The organism is Phycisphaerales bacterium (assembly GCA_035627955.1).
Lineage (GTDB): Bacteria > Planctomycetota > Phycisphaerae > Phycisphaerales > UBA1924 > JAEYTB01.
In genome coordinates this window covers 288019-305885 of sequence record DASPKU010000013.1, presented here as the reverse complement: position 1 = coordinate 305885, position 17867 = coordinate 288019, and the positions used below count along the sequence as shown (strand labels likewise).

Below are 17867 nucleotides of genomic sequence, written 5' to 3'. Positions count from 1 at the left end.
CTCTGCCACTCCGCCACTTCCGCTAGTGCGGCACTTCCTTCACCGCATTCCGGTTCCACGCGGGCACCCGCAGCTGGATCGGCCCCTCCTTCTCGATCACGCACTGGCACGACAGCCGGCTGTTCCGCTGCAGCCCCGGCGCCTCCTCGACGCGGTCCTCCTCCGCCTCCGTCGCCTCCGACAGGTTCTCGTTGCCCTTCTCGATGTACACGTGGCACGTTGAGCACGCGCAAACGCCCCCGCACGCGTGCTCGATGTTGATCCCGTGCTCCATCGCCAGCTCCAGCAGCGACTCCCCCACCGCCCCCATCATCTGGTGCTCTTTCTGGTCCGTCCCCGCCACCGCCTGCGGGTCCTCCAGGATGAACGTCACAGGGACAACGTCGGGGCCGTGCGGCCGATCGGAGTGCTTCAGGTGCATCGGTCGATCCTAGTCCGTATCGTTGGACGATTGTGATAGGAACCCCGACCGTCAGGGAGGGACTCGGGCCGCCGCGGCCCGAACCCCTTGGAGCCTCAATGCCCGAGCCCGATGGAACCCCGCTGGACCTCTCCGTGGTCGCCCCTGCGCACAACGAAGAGGACAACATCCAGCCCCTCGTCGACCAGATCGAGTCCGCTCTCAAAGACTCCGGCCTCACCTTCGAGGCCGTGATCGTCGACGACGGCAGCACCGACGCCACCCGCCGCAGGCTCACCGACGCCATGGCCACCCGCCCCTGGCTCCGCTGCGTCGCCATGACCCAGACCCCGCCGGGCAGGGGCAACGGCCAGTCCGCCGCCTTCCACGCCGGCTTCCGCGCCGCCCGCGGCGAGCTCATCGCGGTCCTCGATGCCGACCTCCAGAACGACCCCGCCGAGATCCCCATGATGGTGGAGCGCCTCCGTGCCACCAACGCCGGCCTCGTGCAGGGAGACCGCTCCCACGCCCGCAAGGACAACGTCGTCCGGCGCGTCGGATCCTGGGTCGGCCGCTCCTTCCGCCGCTGGCTCCTGGGCGACACCATCCGCGACACCGGCTGCTCGCTCCGCGTCATGAAGCGCGAGCTCGCCCTCCGCCTGCCCCTCGAGTTCCGGGGCATGCACCGGTTCATCCCCATCACCGCCAGGCACCTGGGCTACCACGTCGAGGAGGTCCGCGTCACCCACCGCCCCCGGGTCGCCGGCCAGACCAAGTACGGCTTCGGCATCATCCAGCGGGCCCTGCCCGGCCTGATCGACCTTTTTGCGGTACGGTACATGCGGTCAAGGCGCCGCCCCACCACTTCCATGGAGGTCGGCGCCGACACGACCGCTGGGGCACGGGAGGCTGTCCGTTGAAACCGGGCCCGATCATCGCGATGCTCGTCATCCTCGGCCTGAGCATCTGGATCATGCTCCACATCTCCAAGCGCGTCCCGCCCACCGAGGGCGCGGCCGTCGTCGAGATGGTCATCTCCAGCCACAAGGTCAAGGTCGAGCAGGTCCACGAGGTCCGCGACGGGCACTCCGTCTTCAACTACCGCATCCTCAGCGGCCCCTTCGCCGGGCGCGAGATGACCGGCCCCGAGTTCCAGGCGTGGCTGCAAATGGAGGCCAACGCCGCGGGCCGCTCGCCGCTGCTGCGCCTCTTCAACGTCTCCACCGGCAACCAGTTCCTGTGGATCGCCATCGGCCTCGGCGGGCAGCTCATCTTCTCGGGCCGCATGCTGGTGCAGTGGCTGGCCAGCGAGAAGAGCCGCAAGTCGGTCGTCCCCGCCGCGTTCTGGTACATGAGCCTGGGCGGCGCCCTCATGCTCACCGCCTACTTCATCTGGCGGCAGGACATGGTGGGCCTCCTCGGCCAGACGATGGGCCTCGTCATCTACGTGCGCAATATCCGCCTGCTGCGGCTGGACAAAGCCCGAACCGAAGCGGCCAAGCGACAGGAAGCACCACGCGAGCCCGCCGGCGCGGTCGCAGGGGGCGCGCCGGTCCCCGGCTGAATCCCCTGCTCGTGCCACACGCGGGGCATGGTTTTGCACATCGTCCGGGAACCTGAGTTGCAGGCCCTTCATCTGTGGGCCACATTCCTTTCATGCAGGTCCTCCTCGACGGACAGCCGTTATCCATCGAGCGTCCGTCGCTCGCCTCCGCCCTTCAGTCCGCCGTCGCCGACGCGCAGAGCCGCGGCCGCATCGTCGTCGAAGTCAAAGGCGACGGCGTTGTCCTGAGCAACGACGACCTCACCACCCCCTCCGAGGCCGAGGGCGGCTACGCCCGCCTCGACATGGTCTCCGCCGATCCGCGCGTGCTCGTCCGCCAGACCGTCCTTGACGCCGTCGAGGCGCTCGAGAGCGTCCGCTCCGAGCAGGCACGAGCCATGGAGCAGGTGCAAACCGGGGCGGTGGGCGAAGCCCTCAACACCCTCCAGGGCGCGTTCATCACGTGGCAGGCCGCGCGTGACGTCGTCGCCCGCGGCGCGGCCCTCCTGACCGTCGATCTCGAGTCGCTGCGGGTCACCGGCGTCGCCGACGGCGTCACCTTCGCCACCGCTACCCGCGACCTGCTCGCGCACCTCGCGCAGCTCAAGAACTCCCTTGAGCAGCAGGACTGGTCCGCCCTCGCCGATATCGTCGGCTACGACCTCGACGCCGACGCGCAGACCTGGCACGCCCTGCTCGTGGGCTTTGCCGAGCACGTGAAGGGCCTGCCGGCCGGGGCTGGGGTGCGATGACCGTGGCCGCTGCACACATCGATCAACTCATGGAGCGTGCCAGCAGCGCGCTGGGCGCGACCAACTACTTCGAGGCCGAGACGCTCTGCCTCAAGGCCCTCACCCGCTGCGCCGCCGCCAACGACTTTGACCGCATGGCCCGCATCTGCCTCCCGCTGCAGGAGGCCCGCCGCCAGAAGCGCGAAGAAGCCGTCGACAGCGGCCGCTGCATGATCATCCAGTCGCTACCCAAACGCTCCGACCCCATCGAGCCCGGCTGTTACCTGCTCGAGCCGCCGCTGATCGGCATCGAAGCCGTCACCATGCGCGAGCTCTGCGACCGCCGCAAGGTGCCCGCCCTCGTCCTCTGCCGCGAGCCCCGCACCAGCGCCGGCAAGTGGCCCATCGTCGGCGTCAGCGGCACCGACCGCGAGTCCCTCGTCGTCCGCGTGCAGGTCGAGCCCCCCACCGAGTTCGACCTCCCCGACAACCGCCAGCAGCAGCAGCCCCGCCAGGGCCCCGCGCCGTCATGGTTCGTGCGCACGCAGGAAGCTCTCGGCGACGCCGCGATCGCCAAGATCAAACCCGACCTCCCCCCCGACTGGCGCGCCATGGACCTCTTCGAAATGCTCCGCGCCGTCCCCGACCACGAGAAGCTGATCCAGGCCCTCATGGCCGCCTGCGAGCTCGCCGCCAAGAGCCCCCTCAGCGAAAAACCCCGCCGCCGCGCTGTCTTCGACGACTGCTCGTTCTGAAACGACCCCGCAACTGAGCCGCTTCCCTACGACGCCGCAACTGGGCCGCTTCCCTACGACGCCGGGACTGAGCCGCTCTGGGCGAAGTCCCGGGTCCGGACGCCAGTTGCTAAGCTCAACGCATGTCCCCCTGGACACACGTCTTTAGCTCATACCTCGGCCAATGGCTCCCCGGTGATCAGCGCGGCTTCAACACCCGCCACCACAAGATCCGCTCCACCCGCCACTACCTCATCAACGATCCCCACTCGAAAGAACACGCGGGTCTCGAGCGCTACTCCAAGCTCATGTGCGACCGGAAGATCTTTGTCGCGGAACATCACCGCGAACCACTGTTGATCGCCATCCGCGGCAAGCTCGTGGACATGCACGTGCCAGTGGCAGCCATCGCCGTGCACGCTACCCACTCACACGCACTCATCAAGGTCGGTGATGAGGACGCCAAACGCATCTTTGGACGCGCGAAGCAAGCATCCTCCCACGCTATTCGCAGCCGCTATCCGGGCCGGCTCTGGGGTGAATCCTCCGGTGTACGTCGCATCAGGAACTACGGCCACTTTGCCTCCGCAATCTGGTACATCCTTGATCATTCCAAGCAGGGCGCGGCGGTCTGGTGTGACGAGGAGATGGAACGTCAGTGCCGCGAGCGATACCCGGATTGGCGTGACAAGTACACCTACTCGTTGGATGATGGCGACGATTCCGAAGACGAGGAAGGCGACGTAACCGGCGATGAACAGAGCAACTGCTAGCCGAACCCGGGACTTCGCCCAAAGCGGCTCAGTCCCGGCGTCGTTCGATCATCCCTTCCTCACCACCGGCACCGCCTGCCAGCTCCCCTCCAGAATCTTCTTCGTGTCCGCCTTCATCCACCCCTCCAGGATGCCCGCGTACACGCTGCGGAAGTCGATCTTGTACTTGAGGTCCCCGTCATCCAGATCGCGCAGCGACGGGTGATCCCCGATCACGCCTTGCCGCACCATCGGGCCGAACAGGAACATCGGCGCCGCCGTGCCGTGGTCGGTCCCCTGGCTCGCGTTCTGGCTCACGCGCCGTCCGAACTCCGAGAAGCTCATCGTCAGCACGCGCCCGTCGTTGCCCTGCTCCTTGAGCTCGGTGTAGAACGCCCGCACCGCCTCGCTGAACTGCCGCAGCAGCTGCGCGTGCCGCCCCTGGTTCCCGCCCTGCTGCGAGTGCGTGTCGAAGCTGCCCAGGCTCGTGTAGTACACCCGCGTCTTCAGCCCCGCCCTGATCATTGAGCTCACCATCGACAGCTGCCGACCGATGTCGCTCTGCGGGAACGTCGTCTTGGGCCGCAGCCCCACCGCCTTGCGGATCAGGTCGCTCGACACCTGCGCATCCAGCGCCGTCCGCAGCAGGAACGACGCGTTGGAGTCCCCCTCCTTGCGCGCCCGCGCCGCCGCGTCGTCGCCCCGCCGGTTGAGCTCCTGGTACGGGTCCGCCAGCTCGCGATCGACCTCCTGCCCCGTCCAACGGAAGAGCTCGGCGCTCTCGAAGCTCACCGGCTTGATCTGCTGCCCTTCCATCGCCAGCGGCGCCGTCCGCCCGATCGCGATCCCCGGCGGGCCCGCGGCCTCGCCCATCTCCGGCTTCCTCGCGTTCTCAGGCGTCCCGCTCTCCCCCTTGCCGAACCCGCAGCACTCGTGGTCGAAGTACCGCCCCAGCCACCCCTCGCCCGTCGCGTTCACATCCGCCGTGTGCCAGATGTCCATCGACTTGAAGTGGGAGCGGTTCGGGTTGGGGTACCCCACGCCCTGGATCACCGCCGCGAGCCCGTTGTCGTACAGCTCCTTCATCGGCGCCAGCGCCGGGTGCAGGCCGATGCCGTCGCCCCCCGACAGCTTGAGCGCATCCCGCTCCTGGATGCCGATGCCCGCCCGCGCCCGGTAGTACTCCGGCATGCCGAACGGCACCACCGTGTTCAGCCCGTCGTTGCCCCCCGAGAGCTGCACCACCACCAGGATGTGGTCATCCGGCACCCCCGGCACGCTCGACAGCCCGCCCATCGCCCGGTGCATCGCGTGCGCCGACGCGTTCAGGAACGCCGGGATCGTCGCCGCGGCCGAGGCCATGATCAGCCCCGAACGCAGGAACTCACGACGCGTGAATGGATCGAAGTTCGTCATCGCAGTCCTCTCGCTCAGCAGAGCTGGTACTCGGGCATCGCCGTCGCCAGCAGGATCAGTCCGGTCACCGTTGCGTTGTTGATCTCGCCGTCCTTCTCGTCCAGGTAATCCAGCATCGCCTGGCGCGCCGACAGCGGCCGCTGCCCCAGCGTCACGTCCAGCACGCCGTCAACAACCTCGTCCTTCCCGTGCACGCTCCGCGGCAGCACCGCCATCGCGTCGAACACGTCCGTCCCCGCCGAGCCGTCGTACCCCACCGGCTTCTTGCCCGTGATCAGGAACGTCATGATGTTCTGCCGCACGAACATCGTCGAGGTGTTGATCCACGACCGCCCGCCGTCCCACCCCTTCACGCTCGGCGGCATGAACAGCCGCTGCCCCATCAGGTCCAGCGCATCGTTGAGGATCGACAGGTCCCGCACCGGCGTGTTCAGGCTCCGCACCGCCCCCACCACCAGCTGCACCGGGCTCTTGATCTGCTCGTTCATGAACCGCGGCTCGTAGAAGTGCTCGCTCAGGAACAGCTTCTTGAGCACCGGCTTCACTTCATACCTGTTGCTCTGCAGCGTGGTGCCCAGCTCGCGGATCGCCGCCCGCTGCGCCGGGTGCAGCTCCTTGTCCCCGCCGCGTTCGTCGGGCGGCACGTCGGACACGAAGTAGTGGTACATCCGCCGCGCGATGTACTGCGAGCACGCCCGCTGCGCCAGGATCGCCTTGACGAAGTCATCCCCATCGTTGAGGTTGCCCTGACCCAGGATCGTCTTGCCGCCGTTGTCGTGCTGGTTGCGCTCGAAGACGAACTGGTCGTCGCGGTACGTGTACCCCGTCAGCGCCCGCGCCCCCTCCTTGATGTCCTTCTCCGTGTAGTTGCCCAGCCCCAGGCTGAACAGCTCCATGATCTCCCGCGCCAGGTTCTCGTTGGGCCGACCCTTGCGGTTGTCGTTGTTGTTGAGGAACTTGATCATCGCCGGGTCGCGGATGATCGCCTTCAGCAGCTCCCCGAAGTTCCCCGCCGCGTGCGTGCGGAACAGCTGGTTCTGCACGAACATGTGGTAGCTGTCCTCGACACTGCGGAAGCTCGTGGCAAAGTGCCCATGCCAGAACAGCGTCAGCTTCTCCTCCAGCGGACGCGCCGTCTCGATCATCCGCTTCAGCCACCACTTCTGGATGTCCCCCATCTGCCCGCGGTCGGTCCGCGCGCGGTCCTGACGCAGCCGCTGCAGCCGCGAGATCTCCTCCTGGTTCTGGCTCCGCCTCGCCGCGGCCTGCGCCCTTCTCTCCTCCTCCGTCGGCGGCCGCATGATGTCCTTGTCGAACGCGTCTTCCTTCACTGGCTCGCCGGGCACCTTGTCGTAGTTGATCAGGTGCTCCACCGACTTCGCCGGCCCCCACGACACCAGCGTCTGCACCTGCTGCTCCGTCCCGCCGAACCCCGCCCGCCACAGCAGGTGCCGGGCCTGCGCATACCCGAACCGCTTGGGGTCCAGCGGCCGCAGGCTCTTCTCGATCGACTGATCATCGACCGGCGTGGGGCGATTCGCGGCAGCGTCGGGCTTTGTGGCTGGTTCTGGTTGCAGCATGGTTTCCGCGCCTGATGGTCCCCACCCTGTGCCCAGGTGGGGGAGAGATGCCCGTACAACGCCACCGCCGCCCGGCCCATTGCAGCCGGACGCGCGCGTCACTCTTCCAATCTATCGGGACTTTGGGTATCGGCGAGGGCGAATTGTCGACCGCCTCCGCAGGGGCCACCAGCCCAGCTCAGGTCGGCTGCCCGCACTCGGGGCACTGCGTCACCTCGGGCAGGCCCGCCAGAACGTACCCGCACCTCGAGCAACGCCGCTCCCCCGGGTTATGGGCGGCCCGGTACACCATCTTCGCCACCACCGCCGCCGCCGTCGCCACCCCCAGCAGCACCGCCCCGTTCGCTTGGTGGGCTGTCCGCAGCAGCGACTGGCTCACCAGCTCCGGCACCCGCCCCGACCCGCCCATCGACCACGCCGCCCAGCCCAGCAGGAACTGCACGCTCACCGCTGCCACCAACGCCTGCCCCAGCCGCCGCAGCACCCGCACCGGCCCGGTAGCCGTTGCCGGAATGCTCGCCGCGTACATCCCCCCCAGCAGCGCCGCCACCAGCACGATGAACGAGAACCCGATGTGAGCAAACAGCGCGTGCGTCGCCCCCTTCATTTCCCGCGTGTGCCGGTACGCCGCCCCGAAGATCACCTGCAGAATCGTCGAGTGCAGGGCCGCCGTCACCAGCGCCTTCACCTTGCGGTCCCGCTCGAACGGCTGCACGCCCGCCAGTCGCTCAGGCGTCATCCACAGCATCGCCGCCAGCGCCACCAGCCCCGCGAAGATGATCTGCGCGAACACCCCGTGCACAATCGCCGCCGCCACGCTGTTCCCCAGCACCCGCCCGCCGCCCAGCACCCCCTGCACGACAATCGCCGCGAACACGCCGATCGCAAACCCCTTCACCCACCGGCGGGGCTCACTCCGCACCGTCCACACCATCAGCACCAGGGCCGTCAGCCCCACCAGCGTCCCGAACAGCCGGTGCGAGTGCTCCAGGAACACATCCACGTTCGCGTTCCCCAGCGGGTACAGGAACATGTTCATTCCAAAGGTCCGCGGCCAATCCGGCACCGCCATCCCGCTGTTCGTCGTCGTCACCAGCCCGCCCACGAACAGCAGCGGCGCCGCGCTCATCACCGTCACGATCGAAAACCGCGCCAGCCAGTCCCCCGCAGCCGGCCTCCGGTTCGAAAGCCCACCGATCACGCCGCCGATTGCCCCCACCACCGCCCCAAGCGCCAGGAAACCCGGGACGATCAGATAGACCGGCGTCGCCCCCTGCGTCCCCTCCGGCGGGATGATCTTGGCCCCCAGCAGCAGCAGCCCCACCGCCGCCGCGATAAGTCCGCTGAGCGCCCCCACTTGCAGCCCACGTGCCGCCCCCGTCGCCCGCCCCGCGAGCAAGCTCACCAGCAGCCACACCCCTAACACCACCCCCACACGAACAGGCTCCGCCAGGCTCACCCACGGCACATGCGTGACGAACCACGCCGTCCACACGCACACCGCCGACGCAAAGCCATACACGAGCGCGGGTCCGAGAACTCCCCTCTCCGGGCGACCAGTGGCGGGATCAGTAACCATTCGCTAACCTCCGCCCCCCCAACTCCCCCCACCACCAGCAGGGGGAGATCGGGTGAGAACGAGTCTCAGTTGCGGTCAAACAGGAATGCTGCCTTGACAGGGTAGGCCTGAGGTGGGGAAATTTCGGTTTGACAGCAACGCGCGCTTTTTCTTGGTACGGTTCGGGCCCTCTGTCAGGCCAAGTTCGGGCAGGTGTTTTTTCAAGTCCGGGAACTCCCCAGTGGGCACGCGTGCCCCCTCCCGGTGACTCGCCGCTGACGTCAGGAGACCGCCAGTGTCGGTGATCTTCCCCAAGTGGACCAACGTGCTCCCCACCGTCATCGCCATCGGTGCCGTGGGAGTCCTGACCAGTGTCGTCGGCGGCTTCTGGTACTACGCCACGCCCAAGTTCTTCCGCGTCGGCTACATGCCCACGCAGCCCGGGGGCGGCTTCAACCACCAGATCCACGCCGGCAAGCTCGGCATGGACTGCCGCTACTGCCACACCCACGTCGAAGAGTCGACCGAGGCCAACATCCCCAACGTCGCGACCTGCTACGGCTGCCACAAGGAAGGCTCGCTCAGCCTCTACAACACCAGCGAGGCCCACAAGCAGAAGACCGAGTTCATCCGCCAGGCCTACGTCGCCGACGCCCCCATCGAGTGGGTCCGCATCCACAAGCTCCCCGACTACGTCCGCAACTTCCCCCACCACGTCCACCTCAAGGCCGGCGTCAGCTGCTTCTCCTGCCACGGCCAGATCACCGCCATGCCCATCGTCTACGAAGCCGAGCCGCTCTCCATGAGCTGGTGCCTCGACTGCCACCGCAGCCCCGAGAAGGCCGTGCTCGAGCCTGAGCACCGCAACAAGCTCACCCGCCTCTGGTGGGTGGAGGACCACCTCGCCCGGCGCGCAAGCGGCGAGACCCCCATCAGCCAGTCCATCCTCCAGTCCCTCGAGAAGACCCCGCCCCCGGAGAACTGCGGCGCCTGCCACTACTAGGCACGCCACCCGCACTCTCCCGGCCCGCGCTCTCGCAACGACCGACGCCTCGACCTCCCCACGCAGGACTCTTCGATGAGCAACCTCGATCAATGCCCTTCCACGACCAAGGGTGAGAAGAAGCGCCCCTCCAAGGCCGAGCTCGCGCTCCTGCCCGCCGTCGCCGGCAGCGTGCACGCCCCCGCCGGCCTGCGCGCCTGGCGCAGCCTCGATGAAGTCGCCGACACCGCCGAGTTCCGCGACTTCCTCGAGCGCGAGTTCCCCGCCGGCGCTTCCGAGCTCGAGCGCAGCGAGAGCGACACCGCCGAGGGCGGCGAGACCCGCCGCCAGTTCCTCAAGGTCATGGGCGCTTCCATCGCCCTCGCGGGCGCGGCCACCATCCCCGGCTGCCGCCGCCCCGAGCACAAGATCATGCCCTACTCGCGCGAGGTGCCCGAGGAGATCATCCCCGGCAAGCCCCTCTTCTACGCGACCAGCTTCGCCCGCCCCGACGGCGGCGCCGAGGGCCTGCTCGTCGAGACGCACGAAGGCCGCCCCACCAAGATCGAGGGCAACCCGCTCCACCCGCTGAACCAGGGCAAGCCGTCGATCTGGGCCATGGCCAGCATCCTGGGCCTCTATGACCCCGACCGCCTGAAGTTCCCCGTCTACCTCAACCCCGCCCGCAAGGAGCGCCTGCCCGCCTCCTGGGACGACTTCAAGACCTGGGCCAACCAGAACCTGTCGCAGTACGACGGCAACGGCGGTCAGGGCCTCGCGGTCCTTGCCGACAAGAAGAGCAGCCCCAGCCGCCAGGCCGCGATTGCCGCCTTCCGCCAGAAGTACCCGCGGGCGATGTGGGTCTCCTATTCGCCCCTCGAGTCCACCGGCATGACCGAGGGCACCCGCGCCGCCTTCGGCGCGCCGATGCGCGAGCAGCTCAACATCACCCGCGACAACACCCGCGTCGTGGTGAGCCTTGACCGCGACTTCCTCTCCAAGGACCCGGCCGAGACCCGCAACTCCCGCCAGTTCGCCGCGACCCGCATGGTGCTTTCGACCAAGGACACCATGAGCCGCCTCTACTGCGTCGAGTGCGGCTTCAGCACCACCGGCGCACAGGCCGACCACCGCCTCCGCCTCTCGCCCCTCCGCGTCACCGCCTTCGCCGTCGCCCTCGCCCAGCAGATCCTCCGTCAGGGCGTCGCCGGTGGCGACGCCGCGGCCCTCTCCTCCGCCATCGCCAACGTCCAGGTCCCGCCCTTCAGCACCAACGCCGACGAGCTCAAGCAGCAGCAGCTCTTCCTGCAGGAGTGCGCCAAGGACCTCATCGACGCCGCCAACCGCGGCAAGTCCCTCATCCTCGCAGGTGAGAGCCAGCCCCCCGCCGTGCACGCCCTGGTCATCGCGATGAACGCGGCCCTGGGCAACCTCGGCGCCAGCGTCTCCTACCTCCCCATGGGTGAGGAAGAAGCCGCGTCCTCGATCGCCGGCATCCAGCAGCTCGCGCAGGCAATGGGCACGGGCGCTATTCGCACCCTGGTGTGCATCAACACCAACCCCGTCTACGACGCCCCGGGCGACCTCAAGTTCAACGACCTCTTCGCCCGCGTCCCCCACACCATCACGCTGACCACCGAGGCCACCGAGACCGCCGCGGCCTCCACGTGGGCCCTCAACGCCTCGCACTACCTCGAGAGCTGGGGCGACACCCAGGCCTGGGACGGCACCCTGGCCCCTGTGCAGCCGATGATCGCGCCGCTCTACGAGCCCAGCCTCAGCGACCTCGAGTTCATCGCCTACCTCACCAACCGCGCCGCCGAGCGCATCGACGGGTACGAGCTCGTCCGCGCCACCTGGCAGCGCATCCTCCAGGGCGACTTCGAGAAGGCCTGGCGCCGCGCCCTGCACGACGGCGTCGTCGCCAACACCAGCCAGAGCGTGCAGCGCCCCAATGTCAACTTCGGCAACATCGCCGGCCTCCTCCAGAACCTCGGCAACCTCAGCAGCCAGGGCCTTGAGGTCGTCTTCCAGAGCGGCATGACCGCCGACGGCCGCTACGCCAACATCTCCTGGCTCCAGGAGCTCCCCGACCCCGCCAGCAAGGTCGTGTGGGACAACCCCATCCTGATGAGCCCGCGCACCGCGATGGAGCTCAACTGCGAGCCCGCCTCCTTCAACGAGCAGGACCCCAACCAGATCTACACCAAGGAGAAGTACCCGCACGGCAAGCTCATCACGCTCACCGTGAACGGCGTCACTGTCACCGGCCCGGTCTGGGTCCTCCCCGGCATGGCCGACATGACCGCGATCTGCATGTTCGGCTACGGCCGCCAGAGCGCCGGCCTGGTCGGCGACGGCGTGGGCTTCAACGCCTTCCCCCTTCGCACCACCGCCGCCATCGGCGGCCGCACGCTGAGCAACGTCGAGAAGGGTGACGCCCCCGGCTACCACATGATCGCCAGCACGCAGAACCACTGGTCGATGGAGGGCCGCACGAGCATCGTCCGCGCCGTCGACCTCCCCCGTTTCCAGAAGTTCGGCGACTCCGTCATGCCTGTCGCCCATCTCGGGATGCAGGACACGCTCAACTTCGGCGAGCAGCTCGGCGAGCTCTCCCACACCCCGCCCAACGTCTCCATCTACAAGAACCCCTTCAACAAGAGCGTCGACGAGCCCAAGCCCGACGCCATGTACAGCAAGGGCCCCCAGTGGGCCATGACCATCGACCAGACGGTCTGCACCGGCTGCGGCGCCTGCACCCTGGCCTGCCAGGCGGAGAACAACATCCCCGTCGTCGGCAAGAAGGAAGTGGCCAAGGGGCGCGAGATGCACTGGATCCGCGTCGACCGCTACTTCGTCAGCGATGTCGTCGCCGGCAAGATGACCGACGTCAACAACCCCGTCGCCATGTACACCCAGCCCGTGCTGTGCGTGCACTGCGAGAACGCCCCCTGCGAGACCGTCTGCCCGGTGAACGCCACCGTGCACGGCCCCGAGGGCATCAACTACATGACCTACAACCGCTGCATCGGCACGCGGTACTGCGCCAACAACTGCCCTTACAAGGTCCGCCGCTTCAACTTCTTCGACTACGGCGTCACCAAGTTCAACGGCTCCTACTACGGCAAGGACGCCATCGACAAGGTCGGCGGCGTCATCCCCGGCCAGGGCACCGGCATCACCGGCAGCGGCCAGCACAACCAGCTCAACCCCAACCTCATCCCCCCGCGCCTCCGCCAGAAGCTCGACGAGATCGAGCGCATGCAGAAGAACCCCAACGTCACCGTCCGCAGCCGCGGCGTGATGGAGAAGTGCTCCTACTGCATCCAGCGCATCAACGCCGCCCGCATCGAGACCAAGCTCCAGAACCTGCCCGGCATCCCCGACGGGTTCTTCCAGGTCGCCTGCCAGCAGGCCTGCCCCACCGACGCCATCACCTTCGGTGACCAGCTTGACAAGGGCAGCCGCGTCCACGCCATGCGGAAGAACGCCCGCAGCTACGCCCTGCTCGGGTACCTCAACACCCGCCCGCGCACCAGCCACATGGTCCGCGTCATGAACCCCAAGCGCGAGCTCTGCTCCGCCGACCGCGTCGCCGAGTGGGACAAGCCCCTGGGACACGGCGAGCACGACCACGGCGGCCACCCTGACGCCGACCACCCCGGCAAGACCTCCTTCGTTAGTCCCTCCCGTCAACGCGACGACCGCGGCTACGCCCTGAGCCTGCGCGTCCTCGGAGCCAAGGCATGAGCGACCTGCCTCCCGATCAACTCAACGCGCAGCGCCTGGCGGGCATGGCCCGCCCGCCCGCGCCCGAGCCGGTGGACCCGGCCCTGGGCGACGGCACGCTCATCGACGACCCGGGCAAGCGCCCCCCGCTGGTCCTCAACAACCGCACCTTCAAAGAGGTCAGCGACATCATCTGCGGCTACGCCGAGAACAAGCCGCCGCGCTGGTGGCTGCCCGCGCTCATGCTCGCCGGCACCGTCGCCGGCCTGGGCGGCCTCTTCATCGGCTACCTCATCATCACCGGCATCGGCACCTGGGGCCTCACCAACCAGGTCGACTGGGCCTGGGACATCACCAACTTCGTGTTCTGGATCGGTATCGGCCACGCCGGCACGCTGATCTCCGCCATCCTCTGCCTCCTCAAGCAGAAGTGGCGCACCGCCGTCAACCGCGCCGCCGAGGCCATGACCATCTTCGCCGTCATCTGCGCCGCCACCTTCCCCGGCATCCACGTCGGGCGTCAGTGGATGGCCTGGATGCTCTTCCCACTCCCCAACGCCAACGCCATCTGGCCTAACTTCCGCTCGCCGCTGCTGTGGGACGTCTTCGCCGTCTCCACCTACGGCACCGTCTCGCTGCTCTTCTGGTACATGGGCATGATCCCCGACCTGGCCACCCTGCGTGACCGGGCCGACCGCCGCCTCCGCATCGCCACCGACGGCGGGCCCATCCTCCTCCCCTTCGTCCCCCTCCGCACCGACAAGATCCGCGCCTGGGTCTACGGCTTCCTCGCCCTGGGCTGGCGTTTCAGCAGCCGCCACTGGCACCGCTACGAGGCCGCGTACCTCATCCTCGCCGGCATCAGCACGCCGCTCGTGCTCTCGGTGCACTCGATCGTGTCCTTCGACTTCGCGACCTCGGTGCTCCCCGGCTGGCACACCACGATCTTCCCGCCCTACTTCGTGGCCGGCGCCATCTTCGGCGGCTTCGCCATGGTGCTCATGCTGCTCATCCCGGCGCGTGAGCTCTACCCCAACATGAAGGACTTCATCACCCTCAGGCACCTGGAGAACATGGCCAAGATCATCCTCGTCACGGGCATGATCGTCGGGTTCGCCTACTCCATGGAGTTCTTCATCGCCTGGTACAGCGGCAACAAGTTCGAGAAGGAGACCTTCATCAACCGCGCCTTCGGCCCCTACTGGTGGGCCTACTGGTCGATGATCTCCTGCAACGTTCTCAGCCCCCAGGTGTTCTGGAACAAGAAGATGCGCACCAACCCGGTGGTCATCTTCGCCGTCGCCACCTTCGTCACCATCGGCATGTGGTTCGAGCGCTTCGTGATCATCGTCACCAGCCTCCACCGCGCCTTCCTCCCCGGCGAGTGGCACATGTTCCACCCCACCCTCGTCGACATCATGATCTTCGTCGGCAGCTTCGGCGTCTTCGTCACCCTCTTCCTCCTCTTCCTCCGCTTCCTCCCCGTCTTCGCCATGGCCGAGCTCAAGGCCGTCCTGCCCCAGGCCAGCCCGCACCCCGAGGAGCACGGCTCCGCGGCGTACGGCCTGGGCCACTCTCCGCTCCAGGTTCCTTCCACCAAGGGGGGTCACTGATATGGCCCAGGCCCGCGTCTACGTCACCGAGGCCGGCGAGCCCATCTACGGCATCATGGCCGAGTTCGCCACGCCCGCCGACCTCTTCCACGCCGCCGAGAAGGTCCGCGACGCCGGCTACCGCCGGTGGGACTCCTACTCGCCTTTCCCCGTGCACGGCATGGAAGAGGCCATGGGCATCCAGCGCACCAAGCTCCCCGTGCTGGTCGCCGGCGGCGCCTTCACCGGCGTCTTCCTCGCCTACCTCATGCAGTGGTGGATGAGCCACGAGGACTACCCCCTCGTCGTCCAGGGCAAGCCCTTCGGCAGCCTCTTCGATGGCGGCTGGCAGAGCTTCGTCCCCATCACCTTCGAGCTGGGCATCCTCTTCGCCGCCTTCACCGCCCTCATCGGCATGCTCGCGATGAACGGCCTGCCCCGCTGGCACCACCCCCTGCTCAAGAAGGAGCGCTTCCTCGCCGCCAGCGAGGACCGCTTCTTCGTCTGCATCGAGGCCAGCGACCCCGCCTTCGAGCCCGACAAGACCCGCGCCCTGCTCGAGGCCGCCGGCGCCACCAGCATCGAGTTGGTTGAGGAGTAAGCCTGAGCCCCACGCTCACACGCACACGGCACAGCTCACAATGAACACACCGATCAACACAACCCGCTCGCTGCTCCTGGCCCTCGCCGGCGCTGCCGCCCTCTCCGGCCTCGCCGCCTGCCGCGGCGACCGCGAAGAGAAGCCCCCGCGCCAATTCTTCCCCGACATGGACGACCAGCCCAAGTGGAAGCCGCAGGAAAAGAGCCAGTTCTTCCCCGACGGCCGCACCATGCGGCAGCCCGTCCAGGGCGCCGTCCCCTTCGGCAACGACGGCTGGTCCACCAACCCCAACGACCCCAACGTGAACCCCTTCGCCGGCGCCCGCGCCGGCTTCCTCAAGGAGGACGAGGGCACGTTCCAGGGCGTCTCCGGCAAGCAGTACCTGCCCATCATCCCCGTTGAGGTCACCGAGCAGCTCGTCCACGAGGGCGCCACCAACTTCAACATTTACTGCGCCGTCTGCCACGGCTACACCGGCGACGGCAAGGGCCTCGTCGGCGCCTACTTCACCGTCGCCCCCGTCAACCTCCACGACCCCAAGTACAAGCAGGGCGGCGAGGACCCCCTCAACCGCGACGGCTACATCTTCAGCGTCATCCGCAACGGTGTGCGCTCCATGCCCGCCTACGGGCACGCCCTGAGCGAGCATGAGTCCTGGGGCGTCGTCGCCTACATCCGCGCCCTCCAGGCCTCGCAGGAAGGCACGCTGCAGGACGTCCCTGAAGCCCAGCGCGCCGCCCTCGAGCAGGAACTGAACCGGCCCGACCCCACGCCCGCGCCCGCCCCGGCCGCACCCGCCGCCGGCCCCGCAACGCCCCAGGGCCAGCCCACGCAGACACCCGCACCCGCGACCACAGGAGGTGGCCGATGAGTAGCCCCGCGGCCGCACACCACGCCAACTTCCACCACCCCTCCCCGGCGCAGGTCCTCCGCCCCGAGAACGTCACCCTCGCCCCCACCGGGCGGGGCATGGGCTTCGGCCTCATCGGCCTGGGCGTCGTCCTCGCCATCGTCGCGTTCGTCCTCGGGTGGCAGCACTTCGCCGGCGTCGCCTTCAAGCAGGCCCTCGCCGCGTACCACCTCGCGACCATGTCCGTGCTCGCGATGTCCCTGGGCGCGCTCTTCTTCGTGATGGTGTTCCACCTCACCAACGCCGGCTGGTCCGCCACCCTCCGCCGCCAGTTCGAGAACGTCGCCGCGTTCGTGCCCTTCGCATGGCTGATGGTCCTGCCCACGCTCGCCATCGAGATCAAGTCCGGCGGCCTGCTCTTCACCTGGCTCGGCGAACACGCGTCGCACTCGCCCATCCTCCAGGGCAAGTGGGGCTACTTCTTCACCCCCGGCACCGACCACGACCACATGAAGCACGGCGCGTTCCCCACGTTCTTCGTGGTCCGCGCCCTGCTCTACGGCGCGGTGTGGACCTACCTCTCCACCACCCTCCGCAAGCTCAGCATCGCCCAGGACACCAGCGGCGACCGCGCCCTCTCCGTCCGCGCCCGCTTCATCTCCAGCTGGGGCATGCTCCTCTTCGCCCTCTCCACCGCCTTCGCCAGCTTCGACTGGCTCATGTCCCTGGACTACACCTTCTTCAGCACCATGTGGGGCGTCTACTACTTCGCCGGCGCCGCCTACGCCTCCGTCGCCGTCGTCGCCGTGATCCTCGCCACCCTCCGCAACCGCGGCAAGATGGTCGGCGCCGTCACCCCCGAGCACTTCCACGACATCGGCAAGCTCATGTTCACCTTCACGGTGTTCTGGGCCTACATCGGCTTCAGCCAGTACTTCCTCATCTGGTACAGCAACATCCCAGAAGAGACCGCCTTCTTCTACTACCGCATGCAGGGCCAGTGGCTGAACCTCGGCCGCTTCCTCATCATCGGCCACTTCGTCGCCCCCTTCCTCATCCTCCTCTTCCGCCCCATCAAGCGCACCACGGGCGCCATCGTCCTCCTGGGCCTGTGGGCGATCCTCATGGAGTTCTCCGACCTCTACTGGATCGTCCGCCCCATGGCCTACGCCGGGGTGGAGGGCGGCGGGCCCCGCGGCCTCATGCCCATGCTCGTCGACGCCCTGGCCATCCTCGGGGTGGTCGCCATCTTCGCCGGCTACATCATCCAGAAGATCCCCCAGAGCAACCTCATCGCAATCAAGGACCCCCGCCTCGCCGAGGCCCTCGCCCACAAGAACTACGTCTGATCAGCCTCTAGATTTGCACACCGGCCAAGCGCCGGAAGGACACCGGG

The 17867-nt window shown here is 67.9% G+C and carries 15 protein-coding genes; 11 read left to right on the top strand and 4 right to left on the bottom strand.

Going from position 1 to position 17867, the window contains the following annotated elements; genetic code table 11:
- Positions 1–22: 22 nt before the first annotated feature.
- Entirely contained in the window at positions 23–421 is a 399-nt protein-coding gene (locus tag VD997_12400; protein ID HYE62788.1) for a 2Fe-2S iron-sulfur cluster-binding protein, read from the bottom strand.
- Between the two features lie 98 nt (positions 422–519).
- Here VD997_12400 and VD997_12395 point away from each other — a divergent pair, with 98 nt between their 5' ends.
- The 5 genes from VD997_12395 to VD997_12375 all read left to right on the top strand — a co-directional run bounded on the left by VD997_12395 (position 520) and on the right by VD997_12375 (position 4181).
- Positions 520–1320: a glycosyltransferase family 2 protein gene (locus tag VD997_12395; protein HYE62787.1), complete on the top strand. Its 801-nt coding sequence runs from the start codon at positions 520–522 to the stop codon at positions 1318–1320.
- Positions 1317–1964: a lipid-A-disaccharide synthase N-terminal domain-containing protein gene (locus VD997_12390; GenBank protein HYE62786.1), complete on the top strand. Its 648-nt coding sequence runs from the start codon at positions 1317–1319 to the stop codon at positions 1962–1964. Before VD997_12395 ends, VD997_12390 begins: the two co-directional genes overlap by 4 nt.
- A 92-nt stretch (positions 1965–2056) precedes the next feature.
- Positions 2057–2695, top strand: coding sequence for a hypothetical protein (locus VD997_12385; GenBank protein HYE62785.1), 639 nt, complete (start codon positions 2057–2059; stop codon positions 2693–2695).
- A 2-nt stretch (positions 2696–2697) separates the two neighbouring features.
- Positions 2698–3429, top strand: a complete 732-nt coding sequence (locus VD997_12380) for a hypothetical protein (protein ID HYE62784.1) — start codon at positions 2698–2700, stop codon at positions 3427–3429.
- A 122-nt stretch (positions 3430–3551) separates the two neighbouring features.
- Positions 3552–4181 (top strand): hypothetical protein, encoded by a 630-nt coding sequence (locus VD997_12375; GenBank protein ID HYE62783.1) that lies wholly within the window; start codon positions 3552–3554, stop codon positions 4179–4181.
- 48 nt (positions 4182–4229) lie between these two features.
- Here the strand turns inward: VD997_12375 and VD997_12370 are convergent, their stop codons facing one another.
- From VD997_12370 to VD997_12360, 3 genes are all read right to left on the bottom strand, one after another.
- The gene (locus VD997_12370) at positions 4230–5576 is read right to left on the bottom strand and encodes a DUF1501 domain-containing protein (GenBank protein HYE62782.1); all 1347 of its coding nucleotides are present in this window, start codon (positions 5574–5576) and stop codon (positions 4230–4232) included.
- A gap of 14 nt (positions 5577–5590) precedes the next feature.
- Positions 5591–7156 (bottom strand): DUF1800 domain-containing protein, encoded by a 1566-nt coding sequence (locus VD997_12365; GenBank protein HYE62781.1) that lies wholly within the window; start codon positions 7154–7156, stop codon positions 5591–5593.
- A 178-nt stretch (positions 7157–7334) separates the two neighbouring features.
- Complete coding sequence (locus VD997_12360) at positions 7335–8678, bottom strand: COX15/CtaA family protein (GenBank protein HYE62780.1); 1344 nt, start codon at positions 8676–8678, stop codon at positions 7335–7337.
- A gap of 331 nt (positions 8679–9009) precedes the next feature.
- Here VD997_12360 and VD997_12355 point away from each other — a divergent pair, with 331 nt between their 5' ends.
- From VD997_12355 to VD997_12330, 6 genes are all read left to right on the top strand, one after another.
- Positions 9010–9717, top strand: a complete 708-nt coding sequence (locus tag VD997_12355) for a cytochrome c3 family protein (protein HYE62779.1) — start codon at positions 9010–9012, stop codon at positions 9715–9717.
- 75 nt (positions 9718–9792) lie between these two features.
- Positions 9793–13449 carry a TAT-variant-translocated molybdopterin oxidoreductase gene (locus VD997_12350; protein HYE62778.1) on the top strand — a complete coding sequence of 1219 codons (3657 nt, stop codon included), beginning with the start codon at positions 9793–9795 and terminating at the stop codon, positions 13447–13449.
- Positions 13446–15041 (top strand): NrfD/PsrC family molybdoenzyme membrane anchor subunit, encoded by a 1596-nt coding sequence (gene nrfD, locus VD997_12345; protein ID HYE62777.1) that lies wholly within the window; start codon positions 13446–13448, stop codon positions 15039–15041. The genes VD997_12350 and nrfD overlap by 4 nt, the downstream gene beginning before the upstream one ends.
- Before the next feature lies 1 nt (position 15042).
- On the top strand, positions 15043–15621 hold the full coding sequence (locus VD997_12340; GenBank protein ID HYE62776.1) for a DUF3341 domain-containing protein: 579 nt from the start codon (positions 15043–15045) through the stop codon (positions 15619–15621).
- Positions 15622–15661: 40 nt separating this feature from the next.
- Positions 15662–16492, top strand: coding sequence for a cytochrome c (locus tag VD997_12335; protein ID HYE62775.1), 831 nt, complete (start codon positions 15662–15664; stop codon positions 16490–16492).
- The gene (locus tag VD997_12330; protein ID HYE62774.1) at positions 16489–17820 is read left to right on the top strand and encodes a hypothetical protein; all 1332 of its coding nucleotides are present in this window, start codon (positions 16489–16491) and stop codon (positions 17818–17820) included. The genes VD997_12335 and VD997_12330 overlap by 4 nt, the downstream gene beginning before the upstream one ends.
- The last annotated feature ends 47 nt before the right edge of the window (positions 17821–17867 follow it).

Coding starts and splice junctions, on each gene's coding strand:
- VD997_12395 (HYE62787.1), top strand. CDS start 520: ATGCCCGAGCCCGATGGAACCCCGCTGGACCTCTCCGTGGTCGCCCCT.
- nrfD (HYE62777.1), top strand. CDS start 13,446: ATGAGCGACCTGCCTCCCGATCAACTCAACGCGCAGCGCCTGGCGGGC.
- VD997_12335 (HYE62775.1), top strand. CDS start 15,662: ATGAACACACCGATCAACACAACCCGCTCGCTGCTCCTGGCCCTCGCC.
- VD997_12370 (HYE62782.1), bottom strand. CDS start 5,576: ATGACGAACTTCGATCCATTCACGCGTCGTGAGTTCCTGCGTTCGGGG.
- VD997_12330 (HYE62774.1), top strand. CDS start 16,489: ATGAGTAGCCCCGCGGCCGCACACCACGCCAACTTCCACCACCCCTCC.
- VD997_12365 (HYE62781.1), bottom strand. CDS start 7,156: ATGCTGCAACCAGAACCAGCCACAAAGCCCGACGCTGCCGCGAATCGC.
- VD997_12350 (HYE62778.1), top strand. CDS start 9,793: ATGAGCAACCTCGATCAATGCCCTTCCACGACCAAGGGTGAGAAGAAG.
- VD997_12340 (HYE62776.1), top strand. CDS start 15,043: ATGGCCCAGGCCCGCGTCTACGTCACCGAGGCCGGCGAGCCCATCTAC.
- VD997_12400 (HYE62788.1), bottom strand. CDS start 421: ATGCACCTGAAGCACTCCGATCGGCCGCACGGCCCCGACGTTGTCCCT.
- VD997_12375 (HYE62783.1), top strand. CDS start 3,552: ATGTCCCCCTGGACACACGTCTTTAGCTCATACCTCGGCCAATGGCTC.
- VD997_12385 (HYE62785.1), top strand. CDS start 2,057: ATGCAGGTCCTCCTCGACGGACAGCCGTTATCCATCGAGCGTCCGTCG.